The sequence below is a fragment of the Corallococcus sp. M7 genome (assembly GCF_054512695.1).
Genome location: NZ_CM137252.1, coordinates 1 through 19,188, shown reverse-complemented (window position 1 = coordinate 19,188; position 19,188 = coordinate 1). Strand labels below are relative to the sequence as shown.

General features: G+C 69.0%; 18 protein-coding genes and 1 pseudogene. 10 read left to right on the top strand and 9 right to left on the bottom strand.

The genetic code is table 11. The annotated features are described in order from the left end of the window. Positions 1-57 precede the first annotated feature (57 nt). Positions 58-1,337, top strand: a pseudogene (locus ACX114_RS00095) (MFS transporter). Positions 1,338-1,349: 12 nt separating this feature from the next. Here the strand turns inward: ACX114_RS00095 and ACX114_RS00090 are convergent. Further along, the gene (locus tag ACX114_RS00090; RefSeq protein WP_459293468.1) at positions 1,350-1,685 is read right to left on the bottom strand and encodes an ArsR/SmtB family transcription factor; all 336 of its coding nucleotides are present in this window, start codon (positions 1,683-1,685) and stop codon (positions 1,350-1,352) included. A 56-nt stretch (positions 1,686-1,741) separates the two neighbouring features. On the opposite strand from ACX114_RS00090, the gene ACX114_RS00085 reads away from it, so the two are divergent. The 5 genes from ACX114_RS00085 (at position 1,742) to ACX114_RS00065 (ending at position 6,445) form a co-directional block, all read left to right on the top strand. After that, the gene (locus tag ACX114_RS00085; protein WP_459293466.1) at positions 1,742-2,179 is read left to right on the top strand and encodes an SRPBCC domain-containing protein; all 438 of its coding nucleotides are present in this window, start codon (positions 1,742-1,744) and stop codon (positions 2,177-2,179) included. A gap of 69 nt (positions 2,180-2,248) precedes the next feature. Continuing rightward, positions 2,249-3,268: an alpha/beta fold hydrolase gene (locus tag ACX114_RS00080; RefSeq protein ID WP_459293464.1), complete on the top strand. Its 1,020-nt coding sequence runs from the start codon at positions 2,249-2,251 to the stop codon at positions 3,266-3,268. Positions 3,269-3,277: 9 nt separating this feature from the next. Further along, entirely contained in the window at positions 3,278-4,135 is an 858-nt protein-coding gene (locus ACX114_RS00075; RefSeq protein WP_459293462.1) for a helix-turn-helix domain-containing protein, read from the top strand. A 65-nt stretch (positions 4,136-4,200) separates the two neighbouring features. Further along, entirely contained in the window at positions 4,201-4,602 is a 402-nt protein-coding gene (locus ACX114_RS00070) for a VOC family protein (protein ID WP_459293460.1), read from the top strand. 49 nt (positions 4,603-4,651) lie between these two features. Then, positions 4,652-6,445: an alkaline phosphatase D family protein gene (locus ACX114_RS00065; RefSeq protein ID WP_459293458.1), complete on the top strand. Its 1,794-nt coding sequence runs from the start codon at positions 4,652-4,654 to the stop codon at positions 6,443-6,445. 5 nt (positions 6,446-6,450) lie between these two features. Here the strand turns inward: ACX114_RS00065 and sitI6 are convergent, their stop codons facing one another. Both sitI6 and sitA6 read right to left on the bottom strand, forming a co-directional pair. Then, complete coding sequence (gene sitI6 / locus ACX114_RS00060; RefSeq protein WP_459293456.1) at positions 6,451-7,176, bottom strand: SitI6 family double-CXXCG motif immunity protein; 726 nt, start codon at positions 7,174-7,176, stop codon at positions 6,451-6,453. Between the two features lie 6 nt (positions 7,177-7,182). Further along, a complete protein-coding gene (sitA6, locus tag ACX114_RS00055; RefSeq protein ID WP_459293454.1) occupies positions 7,183-7,833 on the bottom strand; it encodes a SitA6 family polymorphic toxin lipoprotein in 651 nt (216 codons plus the stop codon). Between the two features lie 60 nt (positions 7,834-7,893). Between sitA6 and ACX114_RS00050 the strand changes: the two genes are divergently transcribed. Further along, the gene (locus ACX114_RS00050) at positions 7,894-8,376 is read left to right on the top strand and encodes a hypothetical protein (protein WP_459293452.1); all 483 of its coding nucleotides are present in this window, start codon (positions 7,894-7,896) and stop codon (positions 8,374-8,376) included. Positions 8,377-8,412: 36 nt separating this feature from the next. Here the strand turns inward: ACX114_RS00050 and thrA are convergent, their stop codons facing one another. Further along, complete coding sequence (gene thrA / locus ACX114_RS00045; protein WP_459293450.1) at positions 8,413-10,869, bottom strand: bifunctional aspartate kinase/homoserine dehydrogenase I; 2,457 nt, start codon at positions 10,867-10,869, stop codon at positions 8,413-8,415. Between the two features lie 457 nt (positions 10,870-11,326). On the opposite strand from thrA, the gene ACX114_RS00040 reads away from it, so the two are divergent. After that, positions 11,327-11,608 carry a hypothetical protein gene (locus ACX114_RS00040; RefSeq protein WP_120589462.1) on the top strand — a complete coding sequence of 94 codons (282 nt, stop codon included), beginning with the start codon at positions 11,327-11,329 and terminating at the stop codon, positions 11,606-11,608. 65 nt (positions 11,609-11,673) lie between these two features. On the opposite strand, the gene ACX114_RS00035 is transcribed toward ACX114_RS00040, so the two are convergent. Both ACX114_RS00035 and ACX114_RS00030 read right to left on the bottom strand, forming a co-directional pair. After that, on the bottom strand, positions 11,674-13,179 hold the full coding sequence (locus ACX114_RS00035; protein WP_459293447.1) for a M16 family metallopeptidase: 1,506 nt from the start codon (positions 13,177-13,179) through the stop codon (positions 11,674-11,676). 2 nt (positions 13,180-13,181) lie between these two features. After that, positions 13,182-14,588: a M16 family metallopeptidase gene (locus tag ACX114_RS00030; protein ID WP_459300411.1), complete on the bottom strand. Its 1,407-nt coding sequence runs from the start codon at positions 14,586-14,588 to the stop codon at positions 13,182-13,184. Between the two features lie 144 nt (positions 14,589-14,732). Between ACX114_RS00030 and ACX114_RS00025 the strand changes: the two genes are divergently transcribed. Next, positions 14,733-15,542, top strand: a complete 810-nt coding sequence (locus ACX114_RS00025) for a hypothetical protein (RefSeq protein WP_459300409.1) — start codon at positions 14,733-14,735, stop codon at positions 15,540-15,542. Between the two features lie 9 nt (positions 15,543-15,551). Here ACX114_RS00025 and ACX114_RS00020 read toward each other — a convergent pair whose 3' ends face one another. Both ACX114_RS00020 and ACX114_RS00015 read right to left on the bottom strand, forming a co-directional pair. Continuing rightward, positions 15,552-16,283: a hypothetical protein gene (locus ACX114_RS00020; RefSeq protein ID WP_459293445.1), complete on the bottom strand. Its 732-nt coding sequence runs from the start codon at positions 16,281-16,283 to the stop codon at positions 15,552-15,554. 40 nt (positions 16,284-16,323) lie between these two features. Beyond that, entirely contained in the window at positions 16,324-17,139 is an 816-nt protein-coding gene (locus tag ACX114_RS00015) for a hypothetical protein (RefSeq protein ID WP_459293443.1), read from the bottom strand. A 183-nt stretch (positions 17,140-17,322) separates the two neighbouring features. Between ACX114_RS00015 and ACX114_RS00010 the strand changes: the two genes are divergently transcribed. Continuing rightward, positions 17,323-17,763 carry a CBS domain-containing protein gene (locus ACX114_RS00010; RefSeq protein WP_014392860.1) on the top strand — a complete coding sequence of 147 codons (441 nt, stop codon included), beginning with the start codon at positions 17,323-17,325 and terminating at the stop codon, positions 17,761-17,763. A 6-nt stretch (positions 17,764-17,769) separates the two neighbouring features. Here the strand turns inward: ACX114_RS00010 and dnaA are convergent, their stop codons facing one another. Further along, positions 17,770-19,128, bottom strand: coding sequence for a chromosomal replication initiator protein DnaA (dnaA, locus tag ACX114_RS00005; protein WP_459293441.1), 1,359 nt, complete (start codon positions 19,126-19,128; stop codon positions 17,770-17,772). Positions 19,129-19,188 lie beyond the last annotated feature (60 nt).

Genomic DNA, 19,188 nt, shown 5'->3' with positions numbered 1-19,188 from the left:
AGCGTGCCGCGCCGTGCAAGGCATGCGTGGGCGACGTGCGCTAAGACAGCCATCGACGTGCCTGCCCATCGACTCCCACGACTGACTTCGCTGCGCCCCTTCGAATACCCCGGCTACTTCGCCGTGTGGCTGGGCGCGCTCATCTCCAACATCGGCACCTGGATGGAGACGGTGGCGATGGGCGTGTACGTCACGCAGACCACCGGCCGCGCGGAGTGGACGGGCGCCATCGTCGCGCTGTCCTTCCTACCCGCGGTGGTGCTGGCGCCGGTGGGCGGCGCGCTGGCGGACCGCTTCGACCGGCGCGCGTACGCGGGGCTGGGCGCGCTGCTCCAGGCAGTGCTCGCGGCAGTGCTGACGGTGCTGGCGTTCCGCGGGCAGCTGACGGTGTCCACCATCGGCGTCATCTCGTTCCTCAACGGATGCGTGAGCACGCTCACCTATCCGGCCTTCTCCGCGCTGCTGGCGGAGCTGGTGCCGCCGGAAGACCTGCACCTGTCCACCAGCCTCAACTCCGCGCAGTTCAACCTGGGCCGCATCATGGGGCCCACGCTGGCCGCGGTGGTGTTGCAGGCGGGCGGCCCGCGTGGGCGCTGCTCGCGAACACGCTGTCCTTCTTCGCGGTGCTGGTGGCGCTGTGGCGCGTGGTGCCGCCCGCGCGCGACGCTTCCGTGAAGCGCGAGCCCCTCTGGGATGGCATCCGCCGCGGCATCACCGTGGCGCGCGATGACGAGGACATCTCGCTGGTGCTGGTGGCCACCTTCTTCGTGGCCGCGCTGGTGGCGCCCTTCATCGGCCTGGTGCCGGTGTTCGCCATCCGCGAGCTGGGCCAGGGCGCGGCGGCCACGTCGTTGCTGGTGACGTGCCAGGGCGCGGGCGCGGTGACGGCGGCGCTGTGCGTGGGCACGCTCGCGGAGCTCTTCGGGCAGCGCAAGCTGCGCGGCTACTCGGCCACGACCATCGCGGTGCTGGCGGGCGTGTACTGGTTGGCGCCCACGCTGCAAGTGGCGGCGGTGTGCATCTTCTTCCTCGGCGCCAACTACCTCATCCTGATGAGCAGCCTGAGCGCGTCCTGCCAGGGCCGCGTGCCGCGCGAGCTCCAGGCGCGCATGGGCAGCCTCTACAGCATGGTGCTGGGCGCGGGCTATTCGCTGGGCGTCTGGTTCCAGGGTGCGCTCGCGGACCGCATGCACCTGCGCTTCGTGACCATCGGGAGCAGCGCCATCTTCCTCGCGCTGGTGCTCACCACGCGCCTGCTCAAGCCCGCGCGCTTCGAGAACGAGCCCCTGGCCCCGGCCCAGGCCGACGTCCAGCCGTTCTCCGACAGCGCGCACTGAGCGCGCGCGCCGTCAGTCGTCCTCCTCCAGGTCCCGCTTCAGCTTCGTCAGCAGCTTCACCGCGTGGGTCGCGTAGGAGCTGATCCACCGAGCGTGGATGTCCTGGATGGGCGCCGCGTTGAGGTGGTTCCACCGCGTGCGTCCCTCCTTGTGGGACAGCACCAGCTCCGCCTTCTCCAGGACCTTGAGGTGCTGCATCACGGTGCAGCGGTCCAGGGTCTTTTCGAAGTGCTCGCACAGCTCCCCGGTGGTCCGGGGCGCGTCCTTCAACAGGTCCAGGATGGCCCGGCGGCGCGAGTCCGCCAGCGCCTTGAAGATGAGGTCGTCCCGGTCGTCACTCCTTGACATGTTATATTTCTATAACCTATTTGCGGGCAGGACCAGTTCACGCCCAGGGGTGCCCCATGGAGCCGAAGTTCCAGGTGCAGTTGAAGATCCGCAAGCCGGTGGCGCAGGTGTTCGAGGCGGTGGTGAACCCCGCGAAGCTGAGCGGCTACTTCGTGAAGACGAGCAGCGGTCCGCTGGCGGCGGGCACCACGGTGAAGTGGAGCTTCGCGGAGGCGCCGGGCGAGTTCGACGTCATCGCGCGCGAGGTGACTCCCAACGAGCGCATCGTCTTCGAGTGGCCCTCGGAGGACGGCTACAACACGCGCGTGGAGATGAACTTCGTGCCGTTGGACGCAAGCAACACGATGGTGAAGATCAGCGAGTCCGGCTGGAGGCCGGATGAGAAGGGCATCGCGGCGTCCTACGGTAACGCGGGTGGCTGGATGCACATGATGCTCTGCCTCAAGGGCTACCTGGAGTACGGAATCAACCTTCGGGAGGGCGGGGCGTTCTGAAATCCGCGACGCGGGGGAATGTCGCGGCCAGACTGCCGTTCCCTCGCGTCCCGTTGCCGAAGGAGCCCCATGTCGTCCGTCCGCGTCCCCGCCCTGCTCCTGTCCGCCCTGCTGCTCTCCGCGCCCGCCGCGAACGCGCAGGAATCCAAACGCGCCCCGGAGGCGCTGGGCCTGGGCATGGAGGGCTACCCCTACCCCGCGCCCGTGCAGTTCCTGCCCGTCAAGCTGGAGGGCCAGGACCTGCGCATGGCGTACATGGACGTGAAGCCCACGGGCAACGCCAACGGGCGCACGGTGGTGCTGCTGCACGGGAAGAACTTCTTCGGCGCGTACTGGAAGGACACGATCCGCGCCCTCACCGCCGCGGGCTACCGCGTCGTGGTGCCGGATCAGATCGGCTTCGGCAAGTCGTCCAAGCCGGCCATCGCGTACAGCTTCCACACGCTCGCGTCGCTGACGAAGCAGGTGCTGGACACGGTGGGCGTGAAGCAGGCCGTGGTGGTGGGCCACAGCATGGGCGGCATGCTCGCGACGCGCTTCGCGCTGATGTACCCGGAGGTGACGACGCAGCTGGTGCTGGAGAACCCCATCGGCCTGGAGGACTACCGCGAGTCCGTCCCCTGGAAGTCCACCGAGGACCTCTACCAGGAGAACCTGAAGGCCACGGAGGAGGGACTGCGCAAGTACCAGCGCGGCTACTACGTGAAGTGGAAGCCCGAGTACGACGAATACGTCCAGGTCCTCTACCGCCAGACGCTGAGCGGTGAGTACCCGCGCCTGGCCTGGGTCTCCGCCGCCACGCAGACGATGATCTACGAGCAGCCGGTGGTGCACGAGTTCCCGTTCGTGAAGGTCCCCACGCTGGTGGTGATTGGTCAGGAGGACCGCACGGTGGTGGGCAAGGGCAGCGTGCCGCCCGCGCTGTTGCCGAAGCTGGGGCAGTACCCGGCGCTGGGGAAGAAGACCGCCGCGGCCATCCCGGGCGCCACGCTGGTGGAGCTTCCGAACGTGGGCCACATCCCCCACTTCGAGTCGCCGGAGAAGTGGCACTCGGCCCTGCTGGACTTCCTGCGGAAGGTTTCGAAGTAACCTCGCGGCATGCATCGCATCCGCGTGGTGCGCCACGCGTCCGAGCGGGGCGGCTGGGAGATGGCGCTGGCCACGCCGCCCCCGGCGCTGGCGCCGCTCATCCGGGACTACTGCGGCTTTCGCGAGGCCATGCCCCAGCCCATGCGCCGGCAGGAGCTGCCCGGGGTGCAGGTGGTGCTCATCCTGGAGTTCGGTCCGCTGCTGAAGCACCTGGACGACGCGGGCGGGGTGACGCGGCATCGCTCCGGCTTCGTCGCGGACCTGGACGAGCGCTGGAGCACCACCGAGCACAACGGCGAGTCCCACGGGCTCCAGGTGAACCTCACGCCGCTGGGAGCAAGGCGCCTCTTCGGTCTGCCCATGCATGAGCTGGCCCACCGGGTGACGGGCCTGGAGGACCTGTGGGGCGGCGAGGCGCGGCGGCTGGTGGAGTCCCTGGCGGAGGCGCGGGACTGGGCGGCGCGCTTCGCCCTCGCGGACGCGTTCCTGCTCAAGCGCGCGGAGCGAGGTCCGGCGGTGGATGCGGGCGTGAAGTGGGCGGTGGAGCGCATCCAGCGGACGGGAGGCCAGGTGGACATCGCCACGCTGGCGAGCGAGCTGGGCCACAGCCACAAGCACCTCATCCACCAGTTCCACGAACAGGTGGGGCTGCCTCCGCGCAGGCTCGCGCGTCTGTTGCGCTTCGACCGGGCGGTGGAGCGGATCAAGTCCGGAGGCCCGGTGCGCTGGGCGGAGCTGGCACTGGAGCTGGGCTACTTCGACCAGGCGCACCTGAACCGGGACTTCCGCCAGTTCACCGGCGGGCCGCCGTCCGCCCTCTTGCGCAGGGCGCTGCCGGACGCGGGCGGGTTCGAATCCGGCGCGTAGGTAAAATCCGTCCAAGAAGGTCCGGGGGCGGATGGGCAGGATGCGTGGTGAAAGGAAGACACACCATGTCCCTGCCCAGCCTGTATCCCTTCGTCCACTACGCCGACCCCGAGTCCGCCCTGCGCTTCCTGAAGCAGGCCTTCGGCTGTGAAGAGCGCGTCGTCTACCGCAAGCCTGACGGCGCCATCGCCCACGTGGAGCTGACGCTGGGCCACGGGCTCGTGATGTTCGGCGGCGCGGAGGGTGGCCGGCTGAAGATGGCCGCGTCGAAGGACGTGCCGTTGAAGAACCAGGGCATCTACGTGGTGGTGACGGACCCGGATGCGCTGTACGCGCGAGCGAAGGCAGCGGGCGCGGCCATCGCGATGGAGCTGCACGACACGGACTACGGCTCGCGGGACTTCAGCGCGCTGGACCCCGAGGGGAATGTCTGGAGCTTCGGCACGTACCAGCCGCTGAAGGGGTGAACCGGGTGCCTTCGTCGACGGGACGGGGCGTCCATGCAAGGCTTTCCCCATGAAGCTCTTGCTGGGACCCATCCTGTACGCCCGGGCGCAGGCCACGCCGGACCCGAAGTCCCACGACGTGTGGAGCTTCTTCGTCAACGTGTTCCTGGACAGCACGTCGGTGAGGAAGCCTCCGGCGTTGAGGCTGTGTTTCCGGGACGCGAAGGGCAAGCGGGTCGCCGTCTTCGACGAGGTGAAACCCGCCGCGGACCTCACCGCCCTGCCCAAGGACACCCGGGGCGTGGTGTGGCGCTGGGAGGTCATCCTGCCGCGCACGGACGTGGCCCAGCGGTTGTCCTATCACTTCGAATCACCCGACACGCCCGGCAAGCCGGTGACCTTCGAGCGTCCCCCGCCGCGAGACAACCGGCCGTGGTCCACGAAGGTGATTCCGCCCGAGCCGCTGGTGGTGTCCGACGTGGTCGTCCCCGCGAAGGGCGTGTCGCCGAACATCGCGTTCTTCTCCTGCAACGGCGCCAGCCGTGCGAGTGATTGGAGCAACCTGGCGCAGCCCTTCGCGCTCTGGGAGCGGATGCTCCAGCAGCATCAGGGCGACCCGGTGGATCCTGCGAAGACGCCGGGCTTCCAACTGCTGCTCGGGGGAGGCGATCAGCTCTACGCGGACTCGCTGCACAACACGCTGGATGTGTTGAACGCGTTCATGAAGCTGCCCCGGTCGGAGCGGTTGAAGCTGCCGGTGCCGGACGGGCTCTCGGAGAAGCTGTTCGCGGAATACGTCTGGCTCTACCGGGAGCGGTGGGGCGGGAACCAGGGCATCGCGCCGGTGCTGCGGCGGGTGCCGGGCCTGTTCATGTGGGACGACCACGACATCTTCGACGGGTGGGGTTCGCACGAGGACCTCCAGCAGGCGCCCTGGTACCGGGCGCTCTACAGCGCGGCGGCGAGGGCATTCGAAGCCTTCCAGCGGGGCTTCTTGGAGCAGCCGGCGATGGCACGCGAGCCGGACGACCGGGGCGTGGTGAAGCCCGCGCGGCACTATTTCCAGACGTTCTGTTTCTCCACGGCGGACTGCGACCTGGACGTGGTGTTGTTGGACTTGAGGAGCGGCCGGACCAGCCGGGTATTGGACACCGGGGACGCGCACCCGCAGACCGAGTTCACGGTGATGAGCCGGTCACAGTGGGATGCCTTCGACGCATGGCGCGAGGAGCACCGCCAGCGGCCGGAGAACGGCAAGAAGGCGCGGCATGTGTTGGTGGTGTCGTCGGTGCCCCTGGTGCACCTGCGCTTCGGTCCAGCGATGGAGCGGATGACCGGAGGGGGCATCGAGCTGCGCGACGACCTATTGGACCAGTGGGAGTCCTCGGTGCACCGGGGCGAGCGCACGCGGTTGTTGATGAACCTGTTCTCGCTGGCGAAGAAGTCCTACTGCGCGGTGACGGTGTTGTCCGGGGACGTGCACGTGGGAGCGAGGGCGCGCGTGCGTTCACGCAATCCGGACCACCTGGTGCCCGCGTTGGGAACAGTGGGCGAGGTGTTCATCGAACAGGCGACATCCTCGCCCATCGTGCATCCGCCGCCGGGGTGGCTCGCGTTCAAGGGGATGCTGGCGATGTCGGAGGATTCCAGGGAGGACCTGCCAGGGTTCCTGCAGACGGAGCTGTTGCCCGTGGGCAAGGAGCTGTACCTGCGGGACCGCAACTGGCTGTCCATCCGGCTGGAGCGGCCCAAGCACCGGGACACGATCGCGCGCCCGAAGCTGTGGGTGAAGTGGATCGCGGAGAAGGAGAACCTGCCCATGGAGGTGGTGGTGGAGCCACCGCCCTTCCCCACCGTGGGCTGAGCGCTTCAGCGGACCGGGAGCTCACGGAAGGAGATACCGGTCCAACCGCCCTGCTCCACCGCGTCCTTGAAGCGGTCCGTGCCGATGAGGACGGTGCCGTAGTCGCCCAGGCGGAAGAGGTCGATGTCCGTGGGCAGCGAGGCCGCGTCGAGGATGAGGTCCTCCGGGAGGCGAAGGCCTACGCGACCACAGGTGGGACAGGGCGGCTCCAGGTCGGGAGGAAGGCAGTCGCGGTGCATCCGGCCGCGCAGTTCGAGTTGGAGCTCAAGGATTTCCGGGGGTGTCTTCTGACGGAAGTGCAGCTCCGTCTTGCAGCCGAGAAGTCCTCGGATGCCCGCGGCCTGGAGGGCTTCGAGCGTGTCGCGCCGCAAGACGATCAGACAATCCTCAAGTCCGACGAAGCCTTCGAACTGACCGGAAGCGCGGCCTACCAGCGGGCCGAAGTGGGTGGCAGGTGGAAGTTGCATGTTGGGTGGTACCAGGGGACGCACCAACTCACGAAGACGGATGAATTCGGGGAGTGGCTCTGCGCGGGGTTTTTCGAACTCCGCCCGTTCTGGCAGTTCGGACAGGTCGACCCCTGAATAGGACTGAGCGGAGGTGCCCCAGGTGGCTCCACATCCCGGACAATTCTTCAGGCCCGGCAATCCCCATTTGTGCGTGGCATCGACGAGGCCGTTGCGGCGAAAATCGACCGTCTTGTCGTGGCGAAGGCGGAAAAACCGGGTCATGGAGGGTCAGTTGTACTTCTCGATGGGCCCGCCCAGAAGCTGGAAGCGGTAGATGAGTTCCCCGGCGTGTTTGAAGATCTCCTGAGCCTGGGCGGCTTCGTTCGTCTCTCGGAACTCACGCCAGGCTTCGTTCCACATGCCTCCCTTGGGGCCGTTGCTGTGGATGCGCCGGTGGACATGAACGGGAATGGGGATCGTGTACTGGTGGATGTCGATGCCTCTTTCCTTGAACCACTCAGCCAGGCGCCGTTCCTGCGGGAAGATGTGGTGCTTCTCGAACTTGCCCGTTGGCAGCTGCCGCTGAGGAGGCACGGGCTTGGGGTTCCCGTGCCAGGGGAACACCATCACGGGCTCCGCATCGCCCGGCAGCCCCATGCTGCCGCCCCAGTTGCGCCGGGGCCCGCTTCCTGGCGCGGGAGCCACGGCTACGGGTGGCGGCCGGGGTGGCAGTCCGCGTGCGAGCACCACCTCTCCGTGCACGTCTTCACACCGGAAGAAGCCGCAGGCCGTGTCCCCGCACACGAGGGTCACGCAGGCGTCGCTGCTCGCGTCACCGCACTCTGCTTCGGCTTCGTCCCACCGCTGCTGGAGCGGCGTGCTGGACGCGCACGCTCCCAACCACAGCGCCAGCGCACAGAACGTCAGGCTTTTCCTCATGCAGGAAAGCCTACTCATACCCCTGACAGTGCATCCCAATCACGGTGGTAACGTCAGCCCATGGGCTTCTGGAAGACGCTATTCGGGAAGAAGAGCAACGAGCAGCGGGTGACTTCGAGGGTCATCTCCGTGCTGCCTCCAGAGCGGGTCCTGACCGGAGGACTCCCGATACACGCGATCGCGAGCACGCTGCATGACCCTCACGGAGGGCCCGATGGCTTCGAGGTGAACCCAGCCTTCGTGGCACTTCTCCACCAGGTCGTCCGGGAGTGCGCGCCCGCCGACCCAGCCGCCCAGGCCGTGGCACAACGTCTCGGCAGGGGGTGGCTCGTCATCTCGGATCAACGGCTGCCTCCTGGTCAGGAGCGTGTGCCTCCAGAGGACATCATCGGCTCCTTCACCATCGAAGCCGGACGAATCTCCTCCGAAGGCTATGCGCCCAACGCGGGTTATCGCGTCTTTACGCACCATGGCCTCGTCCGCCTTCCTGGAACGCTCCAGGAAATACTGATCACACGAGCCGCCGAAGACCTTCGAAATTAAAGCGGCGTGCTGGCTGCGCACGCCGCCGCCCAACGCTCAGGGCAGCGGCCCCTCCACCAATCGCAACACATCCGCGAGCACTCCCGCCGCCGTCACCGCCGCGCCCGCGCCGTACCCTCGAATCACCAGTGGCGTGGGGCTGTACCGCTCCGACAGGAAGCTCAGCGCGTTCTCGCCGCCCTTCACCGCCGCCAGCGGATGCTCCAGTGGCACCGGCACCAGGCCCACGCGCACGCCCTCCGGTCCCACGCTGCCCACGTAGCGCAGCACCTTTCCTTCCTTCCGGTGCGCGTCCACCCGCCTCTGGAAGATCTCGTCCGCCTGCGGCAGCCGCGCCAGGAACTCCGGCAGCGGTCCCTTCGCGTCGAACTCCTCCGGCAACAGCGACGCCAGCGCCACCTCCTCCAGCTCGAGCGACCGCCCCAGCTCTCGCGCGAGGATGAGCACCTTGCGCGCCACGTCCGTGCCCTCCAGGTCGTCCCGCGGATCCGGCTCCGTGAAGCCCTTCTCCATCGCCGTGCCCACGGCCTTCGACAGCGGCACCCCGGCCTCCGTCAGCCCCAGGATGAACGACAGCGAACCCGACAGGATGCCCTCCACCCGGTGCACCGTGTCTCCCGTGCGCAGCATGTTCTTCAACGTGTCGATGACCGGCAGCCCCGCCCCCACGTTCGTCTCGTAGAGGAACCTGCGCTGGTGCCGCACCGCCGTCTCCCGCAGCGCCTTCCAGTGCTCCTGCCGCCCCGCGTTGGCCTTCTTGTTCGCCGTCACCACATGCAGCCCGGAGGACATCAACGCCGGATACCCCAGCGCCACGTCCTCGCTGCTCGTGCAGTCCACGAAGATGGGCCGGCCCGGCCGCCTCGCCTTCGCCCACGCCCGGAACGTGTCCAGCGTGAAACCCGACTCGCTCGCATCCAGCCGCGCCTTCCATCCCTCCAGCGCCACGCCCTCCGGCGCCACCAGGCTGTGTCTGCTATTGGCAATGGCACACACCCGCAAATCCAATCCATGCGCCCGCAGCTTCGGCGCCTGCTGGTGGATCTGCCGCAGCAGCTCTCCGCCCACCGTGCCTACGCCCGCGACCAGCAGCTCCACCACCTCCGTGGTGCCAAAGGCCTTGCGGTGCACGTGGGCCATCGCTCGCGGACCGTCCTCGCGAGAAATCACCGCGGAGATGCTGCGCTCACTCGACCCCTGCGCGATGGCCGCGATGCTGCAATCCACGTCCGCCAGCGCGCTGAAGAACGTCCCCGCCACGCCCACCCGGTGCCGCATCCCGTCTCCCACGATGCTCAGCACCGCGAGCCCCGGCTGGTGCTCGATGGGGTCTACCTTCCCCGCCTCGCGCTCCACCTCGAACGCGTCCTCCAGTGCCAGCACCGCCCGCCGGGCCTCCGCCTCCCCCACGCAGAAGCTGATGGAGGACTCGCTGGAGCCTTGCGTGATCAGCACCACGGAGATGGAGGCCAGCGACATCGCCTCGAAGACGCGCGCGGCCGTGCCCGGCACACCCTTCAACCCCGCGCCCGCGATGTTGATGAGCGCGATGTCCGGCAGGAACGACAACCCCCGCACCGGGTGCCGCGAAGCCGGCGCCGTGGCCGTCACCCGCGTGCCCGGGTGCTCCGGCCGGAAGCTGTTGCACACCCGCACCGGGATGCCCCGCTCCCTCGCGGGGGCAATCGTCTTTGGATGCAGCACCTTCGCTCCGAAGTAGGCCAGCTCCATCGCCTCCTCGAAGCTCACCTCCTCCAGCGCGAACGCCTCCGGCACCAGCCGAGGGTCCGCGCTGAAGATGCCGTCCACGTCCGTCCAGATCTCCAACAGCCGCGCGTCCAGCGCCGCCGCCGCCAGCGCCGCCGAGTAGTCCGACCCTCCCCGCCCCAGCGACATCGTCTTGCCGCGCGCATCCCCACCGAAGAAGCCCGGCATCAACATCAGCCCCGGCCCGTCCTCGCGCAGCGGCGCGAACCGCGCGCGGATCTCCTCCGCCCGGGGCGTCGCCTGGAGCGGATCCCCCGAGCACAGCAGCACCTGCCTCGGGTCCACGCTCACGGGCGCCAATCCCCGTGCCTCCATCAGCGCCGCGAGCAGCAGGCACGACGCCCGCTCCCCCAACCCCGACAGGTGCGCCAGCACCGACGGCGAGCACTCCCGCAGGAGCCCCACGCCCTGCAACAGCCCGCGCAGCTCGACGCCCAGCGCCACCAGCCCTTCAGCGAGAGGCCGCGTCTGCGCGGGCTTCAGGTCCACGCTCAGCGCCTTCGCGATGGCGGAGTGCGTGTCGTCGAACCGGGCGCAGGCCTCCTGCACGGACTCGCCCTCCTCCGCGACCTTCGCCGCCTCCACCAGGAGGTTCGTGATGCCCGACACCGCGGAAGCGACCACCATCACCCGCTCGGTCTTGCGCGCCTCCTCCACCAGCGCCACCACGCCGCGCATCCGTTCCGCATCTCCGACACTGGTGCCACCGAATTTCATCACGCGCATGACACGGCCTCCTTCCGGAACGGCGGGACTCGGTGGCTGGGGCGGCACATCGGAAGCGGCGTCATGCGGGTCCTCGGGGTTGGCGACTGGCAGGTGGGGCAACGAAAAAGCCCCGCGCTCGGGAGGAGCGCGGGGCCGGGTTCGGAAGGAGGGACCTTCAGGAGGTCCACTTCGGAAGTCAGGCGGTCCGCGCTCCGCGAGGAGTCAGGCCGGTGCGAGTGCAAGTCTCGGTCAGCACGGTCTGGACGCGCGCGCCCACGGAGGACGTCGTCCCCTCGTGCCGCTGGCTGTTCCCGCTGCGTCCGACCATGGAGTCCCCATCCTAGCCGCTTCCGCGCGCTGAGGTCAGGGGGCAGGCAACCAATCCCCTGCCCCACGGTCCCCACCGTGGTGCTCATGGCCAGGGCTGCCGACATTGAGCGTGTGTGAGCTGTCCCACCACCTTCCGGAGCAACCCATGGCCACCCGCAAGAAGAGCGACACCGCCCACAAGCCTGGCTTCGCCAAGGACCGCGTGGAGCGGGGGCTGGAGGCGGACGACACCAAGCCCCTGTACGCGGACGACGCCAAGCACTCCACCGAGGAGCAGAAGTTCGCCCTCGACAGCGACGGCCCCGTCGGCGGCCCCCGCAACAACCCCCAGAGCGTCCTCGACGACGTGGATGACGAGGAGCGCGAGGAGCGCGGCCGCCTCAAGGCCGAAGCCCGCCAGGAAGAGAACGAGCCCACCCGGGAATGAAAAAACCGGGGCCCCGACACCCACGTCGGGACCCCGGCTTCAGAACCTCGAAGTGAAACGCCCGCCTACTTGGAAGCGTCCGACGCCGGCGTCTCCGCCAGCGTGAGCTTGCCCAGGTTGAGCGGCGTCACCTGCTCCTGGATGACCAGCGGGTCGCCCACGAGCACCACCTGCATGTTGGCCGGATCCAGGTAGGACTCGGCCACGCGCTGCACCTCCGCGGCGTTGGCGTTCTCCAGCCCCTCCACGGTGCGCTTGAACTCATCCATCGGCCGGCGGTGGAAGTAGAGCTGCGCGGCGCTGCCACCCAGGCCCTCCACCGTCTCGAAGGCGCCCGGGAACGCGCGGATGAGGCCCTCGCGCGCGGCGGCGAGCTCCTTCTCCGTGATGGGGTTGGACTTGATGCCGGCCAGCTCCTTGATGAACTCGTTGAGCGCCGGACCCGTCACGTCCTGCCGCACGGCCGCGTACGCGGTGAGCGGTCCCACGCCCAGGCGCGTGCCCAGGTGCGCGTTGGCGCCGTAGCTGTAGCCCTTGTCCTCGCGGATGTTCATGTTGAGCCGGCTGCCGAAGAAGCCGCCGAACACCGTGGTGGCCAGCTCCAGCGGGTACTCGTCCGGGTGGCCCGCGGCGAGGCCGGGACGGCCCACCAGCACCACCGTCTGCTCCAGGCCCGGCTTGGGCACCACGCGCACCTGCTGACGCGGCGGCGCGGGCGGCGCGGGCGGCGGCTTGGGCGCCACGGCTCCGCCCTTCCAACCGCCGAAGTACTTCTTCCCCCACTCCACCGCCTGCTGGAGCGTCACGTCGCCCGTCATGATGAGCGCGGCGGCGCGAGGGCCCGTGTTCTTCGTGTAGAAGTTCTTCGCGTCCGCCAGCGTGAGCGACTCCACCGTCTTCGGCGTGCCGCCGGACGTGTGGCCGTACGGGTGGTCCGCGCCGAACACGGCCTGGTAGTAGGCCTGCTGAGCCAGGAAGTTCGGGTCGCCCATGCGGCGCACCAGCTCACCCAGCTGCTGCTTCTTGCGGCGCTCGAAGGCCTTCGCGTCGAAGGTGGGCCGCAGGACGACGTCCGACAGCAGGCTCATCGCCGCGTCCACGTTGGTCGTGAGCACGCGCGCGCCCACGAAGGCGCCGTCCGGGTCCACCGACAGCGCGGGCGACACGCCCAGGTCCGCGAACGCGTTGTCCAGCGCCACCGTGTCGCGCTTGCCCGCGCCTTCCAACAGCATGCGGTAGGACAGGTCCGCGATGCCCAGCTTCGCGGCGGGCTCCTGCGACACGCCCGCGGCGAAGGCGATGCCCACGAACACCAGCGGCAATTCCTTGCGCGTGCTGACGATGACGGTGAGGCCGTTGTCCAGCTTCGCCTGCTCGAAGGTGGGCAGCACCAGCTCCGGCGGCTTGCCGGGCTTGGGCTGCTGCTCGCGGAACGCCTCCGCGTCCGGAGCGGGTGTCTGGGCTTGCGGCTGCGCGGCCGGCGCCGTTTCAGCCGGCGTCTCCGCGGGCTTGGTGGTGGCACAGCCGGCGACGGACAGCGTGAGGAGGGCAGTGAGGATTCGGCGGTGCATGACTAGCGGGCCTCCTTGCCCGGGGCGGAAGACGGCGCGGCCTTGCCGGCGGACGGCACCGCGTGGAGCACGACGCGCGCGTCGGGGCGCAGCACGTCGTTGGCGAACTGCTTCACCGTGTCGGGGGTCACCTCCTGGTAGCGCGCCAGGTCCTGCGCGACGTAGCTGGGCTCACCCACGAACTGGTTGTAGCTCTGGAGCGTGTCGGACTTGCTGCCGGAGCCGCCGACGGCCTGGAGGCCGGCCAGCTGGCGTGTGTCATAGCGGGTGCGCGCGCGGACGATCTCCTCCTGCGTGACGCCGTTCTTGCGGACCTCGTCCAGCACCGCGTCGATCTCCTTCTTCAGCGTGTCCGTGGTGACGCCGGGGCGGGCCACCGCCTCGATGGAGAAGACGGACTGCGCACCCTGGCTCTGCTGCACGGCCTCCACGGTCTGCGCCAGTTGCTTGTCCAGCACCAGCCGGCGGAACAGGCGGCTCGCGCGGCCCGTGCCCAGCGCGGTGGCCAGCACGTCCGCCGTCGCGTCTCCGGGCTTCAGGTACGGGGCGGTGAGCCAGGACATGGTGAGCAGGGGCAGCGTGGCCACCTTCTCGTCGTGGCGGATGACCGTCTCGCGCGTGACCTTCACCGGCTTCACGTCCGGACGCTGGGGCTTGGGCCCCGAGGGCAGCGTGGCGAAGTACTTCTCCACCAGCGCCTTGGCCTTCGCGGGGTCGAAGTCGCCCACGATGGCGAGCGTCGCGTTGGCGGGCGCGTACCACTTGCGGAAGAACGCCTTCACGTCATCCACCGTGGCCGCGTCCAGGTCCTTCATGGACCCGATCACGTTGCCGGAGTACGGGTGCGGCGCGGGGAACAGCGCCTGCCACGCCTTCTCCTGCGCCTCGCCATAGGGCGCCGTCTCCACGCCCTGGCGGCGCTCGTTCTTCACGACCTCCTTCTGCGTCTGGAGGCTCTTCTCCGTGAGAGAGTCCAGCAGGAAGCCCATGCGGTCGCTCTCCAACCACAGCGCCGTCTCCAGCAGGTTGCTGGGCACGGTCTCGTAGTAGTTGGTGCGGTCGAAGCTGGTGGTGCCGTTGAGGTCCGTGGCGCCCGCCTGCTCCAGCAGGCCGATGTGCACGTCGTCCGGCACGTGCTTGGAGCCCTGGAACATCATGTGCTCGAAGAGGTGCGCGAACCCGGTGCGGTCCGGCTGCTCGTCGTAGGCGCCCACGTGGTACCAGACGTTGACGGCCACCACGGGCAGCTTGCGGTCCACGGAGAGGATGACCTCCATGCCGTTGGGCAGCGTGTACTTCTCATACGGGATGGCCAGGTTTTCGCGGCCGGGCTCCAGCGGCTTCGCCTCGGGGGTCTGCGCGAGCGCCGGAAGCCCCACGAACAGGGCCGCTGCGGCGAGGGCCTTCAATCGGGACAAGGTTCCTCCACGGTTCAGGACGGTCTGTCGCGCGCTTAGCACGCGCCCCAGGGCCTGTAAGCCGGAAGGAGACGGGGTGGGCCTGGGGGTGCCGGGTCTTGCTCGCCGTGCGACACTGCGGCCATGAGCCTGGAGGTGCCCTTGTCCTCGCAGGGCCGCTGCGCGGTCCACCCGGACCTGCCCGCGGGCGGCACGTGTTCCCGCTGCGGGAGCTTCTTCTGCGCGGACTGCGCCACGTCCGTGGCGGGCCTGGGCGTCCGGCTGTACTGCCGGGCCTGCGCGGCGCGCCCGGAGGTGAACTACCTGGAGACCCTGCGCCAGCGCTACTGGGGCAGGCGGGATGAGTGGGCGTGGGTGGTGGGGGGCGTGACGCTGCTGCTCTGCGTGGCCACCGCCGCCGCGCTGGCGCAGTGGGGGCTGCGCGCGAAGCGGGAGTCGCTCTTCACGCTCCTCTTGCTGTTGCCCGTGCCGGTGGGCGTGGCCTTCTTCCTGGGCCAGCGCTGGGCGAGGCACGCCATGCTGGTGACGCCGCTGGTGATGGCCGTGGTGGCGGATGCCATGAACCGGGACGGGCGCTTCCTCTACTTCGTGTGCGCCATCCCCGGCCTGCTCACCGGGATGCGCATCCACCGCGACGTGCGCAACCAGCTCTTCTTCCGGCTGCCGGTGTCGCCCGGGGCGCTGAAGGCGCTGTGGGACCAGCGCTACAACAACCCGATGGCGCACCAGGCCCTGCGGTATGGCTTTGGCTCGGTGCTGATGCCGCTGCTCGCGCCCTTCGCGGTGATTTGCGGCGCGGTGGCGCTCCAGCGCGTGGACCCGGAGGCCACGCCGCCCATCGGCCGCCGGGGTCAGGCCCTCGCGGGCCTGGTCCTGGGGCTGGCCAGCCCGCTGCTGTGGTGGCTCGTCCTGGAGCCGTTGCTGTCCGGCCTGATCCACACCTGACCGCGGTGCTCAGAAGGAGCGGGTCTGCAGCTTGAGCTGGGTGCGGATGGCGTCGCGCACCTGGTCCCCGGCGCCCTGGCACGCGCCGCCCACCTCGTCCAGGCTCCGATTGGGGCCCGGATGGGGCCAGTCCCCGTTCTGGTAGCACGCGGACAGCGGCGGCCCCTTCAGCCAGCGGTCCTGGTCGAAGATCACAAGCAGGGAACCGCCCTCCCGCAGCCTGAGGTCAGAGGCGGCCTCGAAGCTCATGGCCGTGCCTTCCGGCAGGTCCAGGTCCATTTCCCAGGAGCGATCCCCGAGGTGGAGGCACCGGGCCGTGAAGCCGTTCTCCCCCAACACGAAGTCGATCCGCCGGTAGGTGCCGGGAGGGAGCTCCATCACGCCGGGGGAGACCTGCCCGTATGCCAGGTTGATGCTGAACGGACCCGCGAGCGTGACCGTGGCCGGGGAACCTTCGGGCTGCACGCACCCGGTGCCCTCCGGGAGCTGTTCGCGCACGTCGTCGCAGCCGAGCCCCCCGGCCAATTCCAGACGGATGTCCGTCACCCGGACGCTGGCGTCCTGCAGTTGGAAGCGCATGCCGTCGCCGGACCCGAATTCGGGAGGCCTGGCCGGATCCGTCATGGCCCGGACGCCGGAGGCCGGGACCGCCAGGGAAGCCCCGCCTGGCGAGTTCGAGTTCAGCGAGAAGACGAGCCGGGTATGGGTTCCGGTGTTGCAGCCGGACAGTCCCAGGGCCATCAAAGACAGACACGTCCAACGGGAAGGCATGGGCATGGGTTCACCGGTGGGAGGCGCGGAACAGCCTGGTGCTGGTTTCGATCTGGTCTTGCATCCGCTCGGCGGCGCCCGCGCAATCACCCTTCCCTGTCTCCAGGCGCAGCGTGGTGCCGTCCAGGGTCAGGTCCCCCGACTCCAGACAGGCCTCCACGGGGATGAAGTCGAGCCACGTGGTCAAATCCAGGCTGCCCACCACGAGCGCGCTTTCGCCCCCGCTGAGGATATCCAGGGGATCTCGTGCTTCGAAGCGCAGGGCCGCGGTGGAGGGGAAGGCCACTTTCAGGACATGGCGCTGGTCCTTCCAGGTGAAGCTCGCGGCCATGCTGAAGCTGGGGAGCGCGGGCGTGTTCTGGCCCAGGCGGGCCTCGACGGAGCCATAGGTCCCCTGGGGGATGCGGAGCGGCCAGTCCGGAAGGAGGGTGGCGTTCATCCAATCCACATCCAGGGGCTCCCGCACGCTCAGCGTCCCGGGCTTGCCGTCCGCCGCGTCGGTGCAGCTGACCAATGGATCCAGCTGGCCCTCGTAGTCCGAGCACTCGCGCCCGGGCGGCAGATACAGACGCACGTCGAACAGCGTGGCGTTGGCGGACTCCACCGTGAACACGAGGCCGTCATCCGAGGAGAAGGTGGGCGCCGCGAGCGGGGCGTCCATCGCCGTCCGCCGGGATGGCGAGGACTCCTCCGCCAGCGGACGCGTGTAAATCGACGGATTGATGCCGAAGCGCAGCTCGGTGATGTCCGAGCCGCTGTCACAGGCAGGCAGACACAGCACGGCGACAGCAAGGCCGGAAGCACGCAACCAGGGGATGGAGGGCATGTCGGAAGCACTGCACGAGGGGGAGCGCCTCCGGCCGGGCGTCCCGATGCGCGAGCCCCGAAGGACTCGCGAAGCCCCAGCATGCCCGAGGCCTGGGGAAATGGACAGACGCGCGCGATGGCGGCTCATGCCAGTGGACAGGCCGGTGCTCACGCTGAGGAGGAACCCCACAGGAGAGACGCCATGGCAACGCAACGAGTGAGTGACGTAATGACATCCGACGTGGAGGTCGTCCGCCCGTCTGATTCCCTGAGGATGGCCGCGGAGAAGATGCGCCTGCTGAACGTGGGCCCCATCCCCGTGTGTGACGGCGACCAGCTGGTGGGCATCGTCACGGACCGGGACATCGTCATCCGCGCGGTGGCGCAGGGGCTGGACGCCGAGCGCACCCAGGTGGCCCAGGCGATGACCCGGGGCGTGGAGTTCGTCTACGACGATGACGACCTGACCCAGGCGGCCCAGAAGATGAGGGCCTCGCAGATCCGCCGCATCCTGGTGTTGAACCGGGCCAAGCGGCTGGTGGGCATCCTCTCGCTGGGAGATGTCTCGGCGGAACTCAGCGACCAGGAGAGCGGCAGGACGCTGGAAGAGGTGTCCGCCCCGTCACAACCGGCACAGCCCTGACGCGGGCTACATGCCGCCGAGCTTCGTCTCCAGCTCCGACAGGTCGCGGTGCACGGCCGCGTCCGTCTCGCGCAGGCCTTCGACCTTGCGCACGGCGGAGATGACGGTGGAGTGGTCCTTGTTGAAGCGCGAGGCGATCTCCGGGAAGGAGCTCTTGGTCAGCTTGCGGCTCAGGTACATGGCCACCTGGCGCGCGTGCGCGAGCGCCTTGTGGCGCCGGTCCTCCTTCAGCGCATCGACCGTCACCTTGTAGAAGCGGGCGACCTCGCGCTGGATGGCCTCCACGTCCACGGTGCGCTGCGCGGGAAGGATGTCGCGGAGCACCTGGGACGCGAACTCCTCCGTCACCGGCTGCTTCGTGAGGCTGTGCATCGCGGACAGCTTCACGAGCGCGCCTTCCAGCTCGCGCACGTTCTTCTGCACGTGCTTCGCGATGAAGTGCGCCACGGGGTCCGGCAGGTTGAGGCCCTCCTGCTCCGCCTTCTTCTGGAGGATGGCGACGCGCGTTTCGTAGGTGGGCTCGCGGATGTCCGCCATCAGGCCCATGGCGAAGCGGCTGCGCAGGCGGTCCTCCATGCCGGGCACTTCCGCGGGCACCATGTCGCTGGTGAGCACGATGGCCTTGTTGAGGCCGAAGAGCGTCTCGAAGGTGTAGAAGAACTCCTTCTGCGTCTCCTCGCGCTTGCCCAGGAACTGGATGTCGTCGATGAGGAGCACGTCGCACTCTTCGCGGAACTTCCGGCGGAAGTCCGTCATGCGGTGCTCGCGCACGCTCTCCACGTACTCGTTCGTGAACTGCTCGCTGGAGAGGTAGACGATGCGCTGGGTGGGGTCCTTCTCCCAGATGTGATTGCCCACCGCCTGGAGCAGGTGCGTCTTGCCCAGACCGGTGCCGCCGTAGATGTAGAGCGGGTTGTAGTTGTGGCCCGGCCGGTGGGCCACGGCCTGCGCGGCGGCGGCGGGGAGCTGGTTGCTGTCCGCGACGACGTAGGTGTCGAAGGTGAAGCGCGGGTTGAGCCGCGCGGGCCGCATCGAGTTCACCTTGACGGTGGGCGTGGGCGGCAGGTCCGCGGACGACGGCGGCGGGCCCACGACGACCTCGTAGGCGACGCGGCCCAGGGATGGCTCCAGCCGGGCCAGGTGCGTCTCCAGCATGGAGCGGTAGTGGTCATCCACCCAGTCGCGGAAGAAGCGGTCCGGCACGCCCAGGACCAGGGCGTTCTCGCGCACCTCCATGGGGCGCATCCGCTCCAGCCAGGTGAGGGCGTAGTGCAGCCCCTCCTGACGGATGGCTTCCAGCGTGCGGGTCCAGATGACGCCGGCACTGGGAAGCGAAGGCGAAGGGGCTTGGGCGAGGGCGTTCACTTGAGGGCTCGGAAACGCAGCGGAAGGAGGGAACCCGCGGGCGTTCGGCGGTGCTAACAC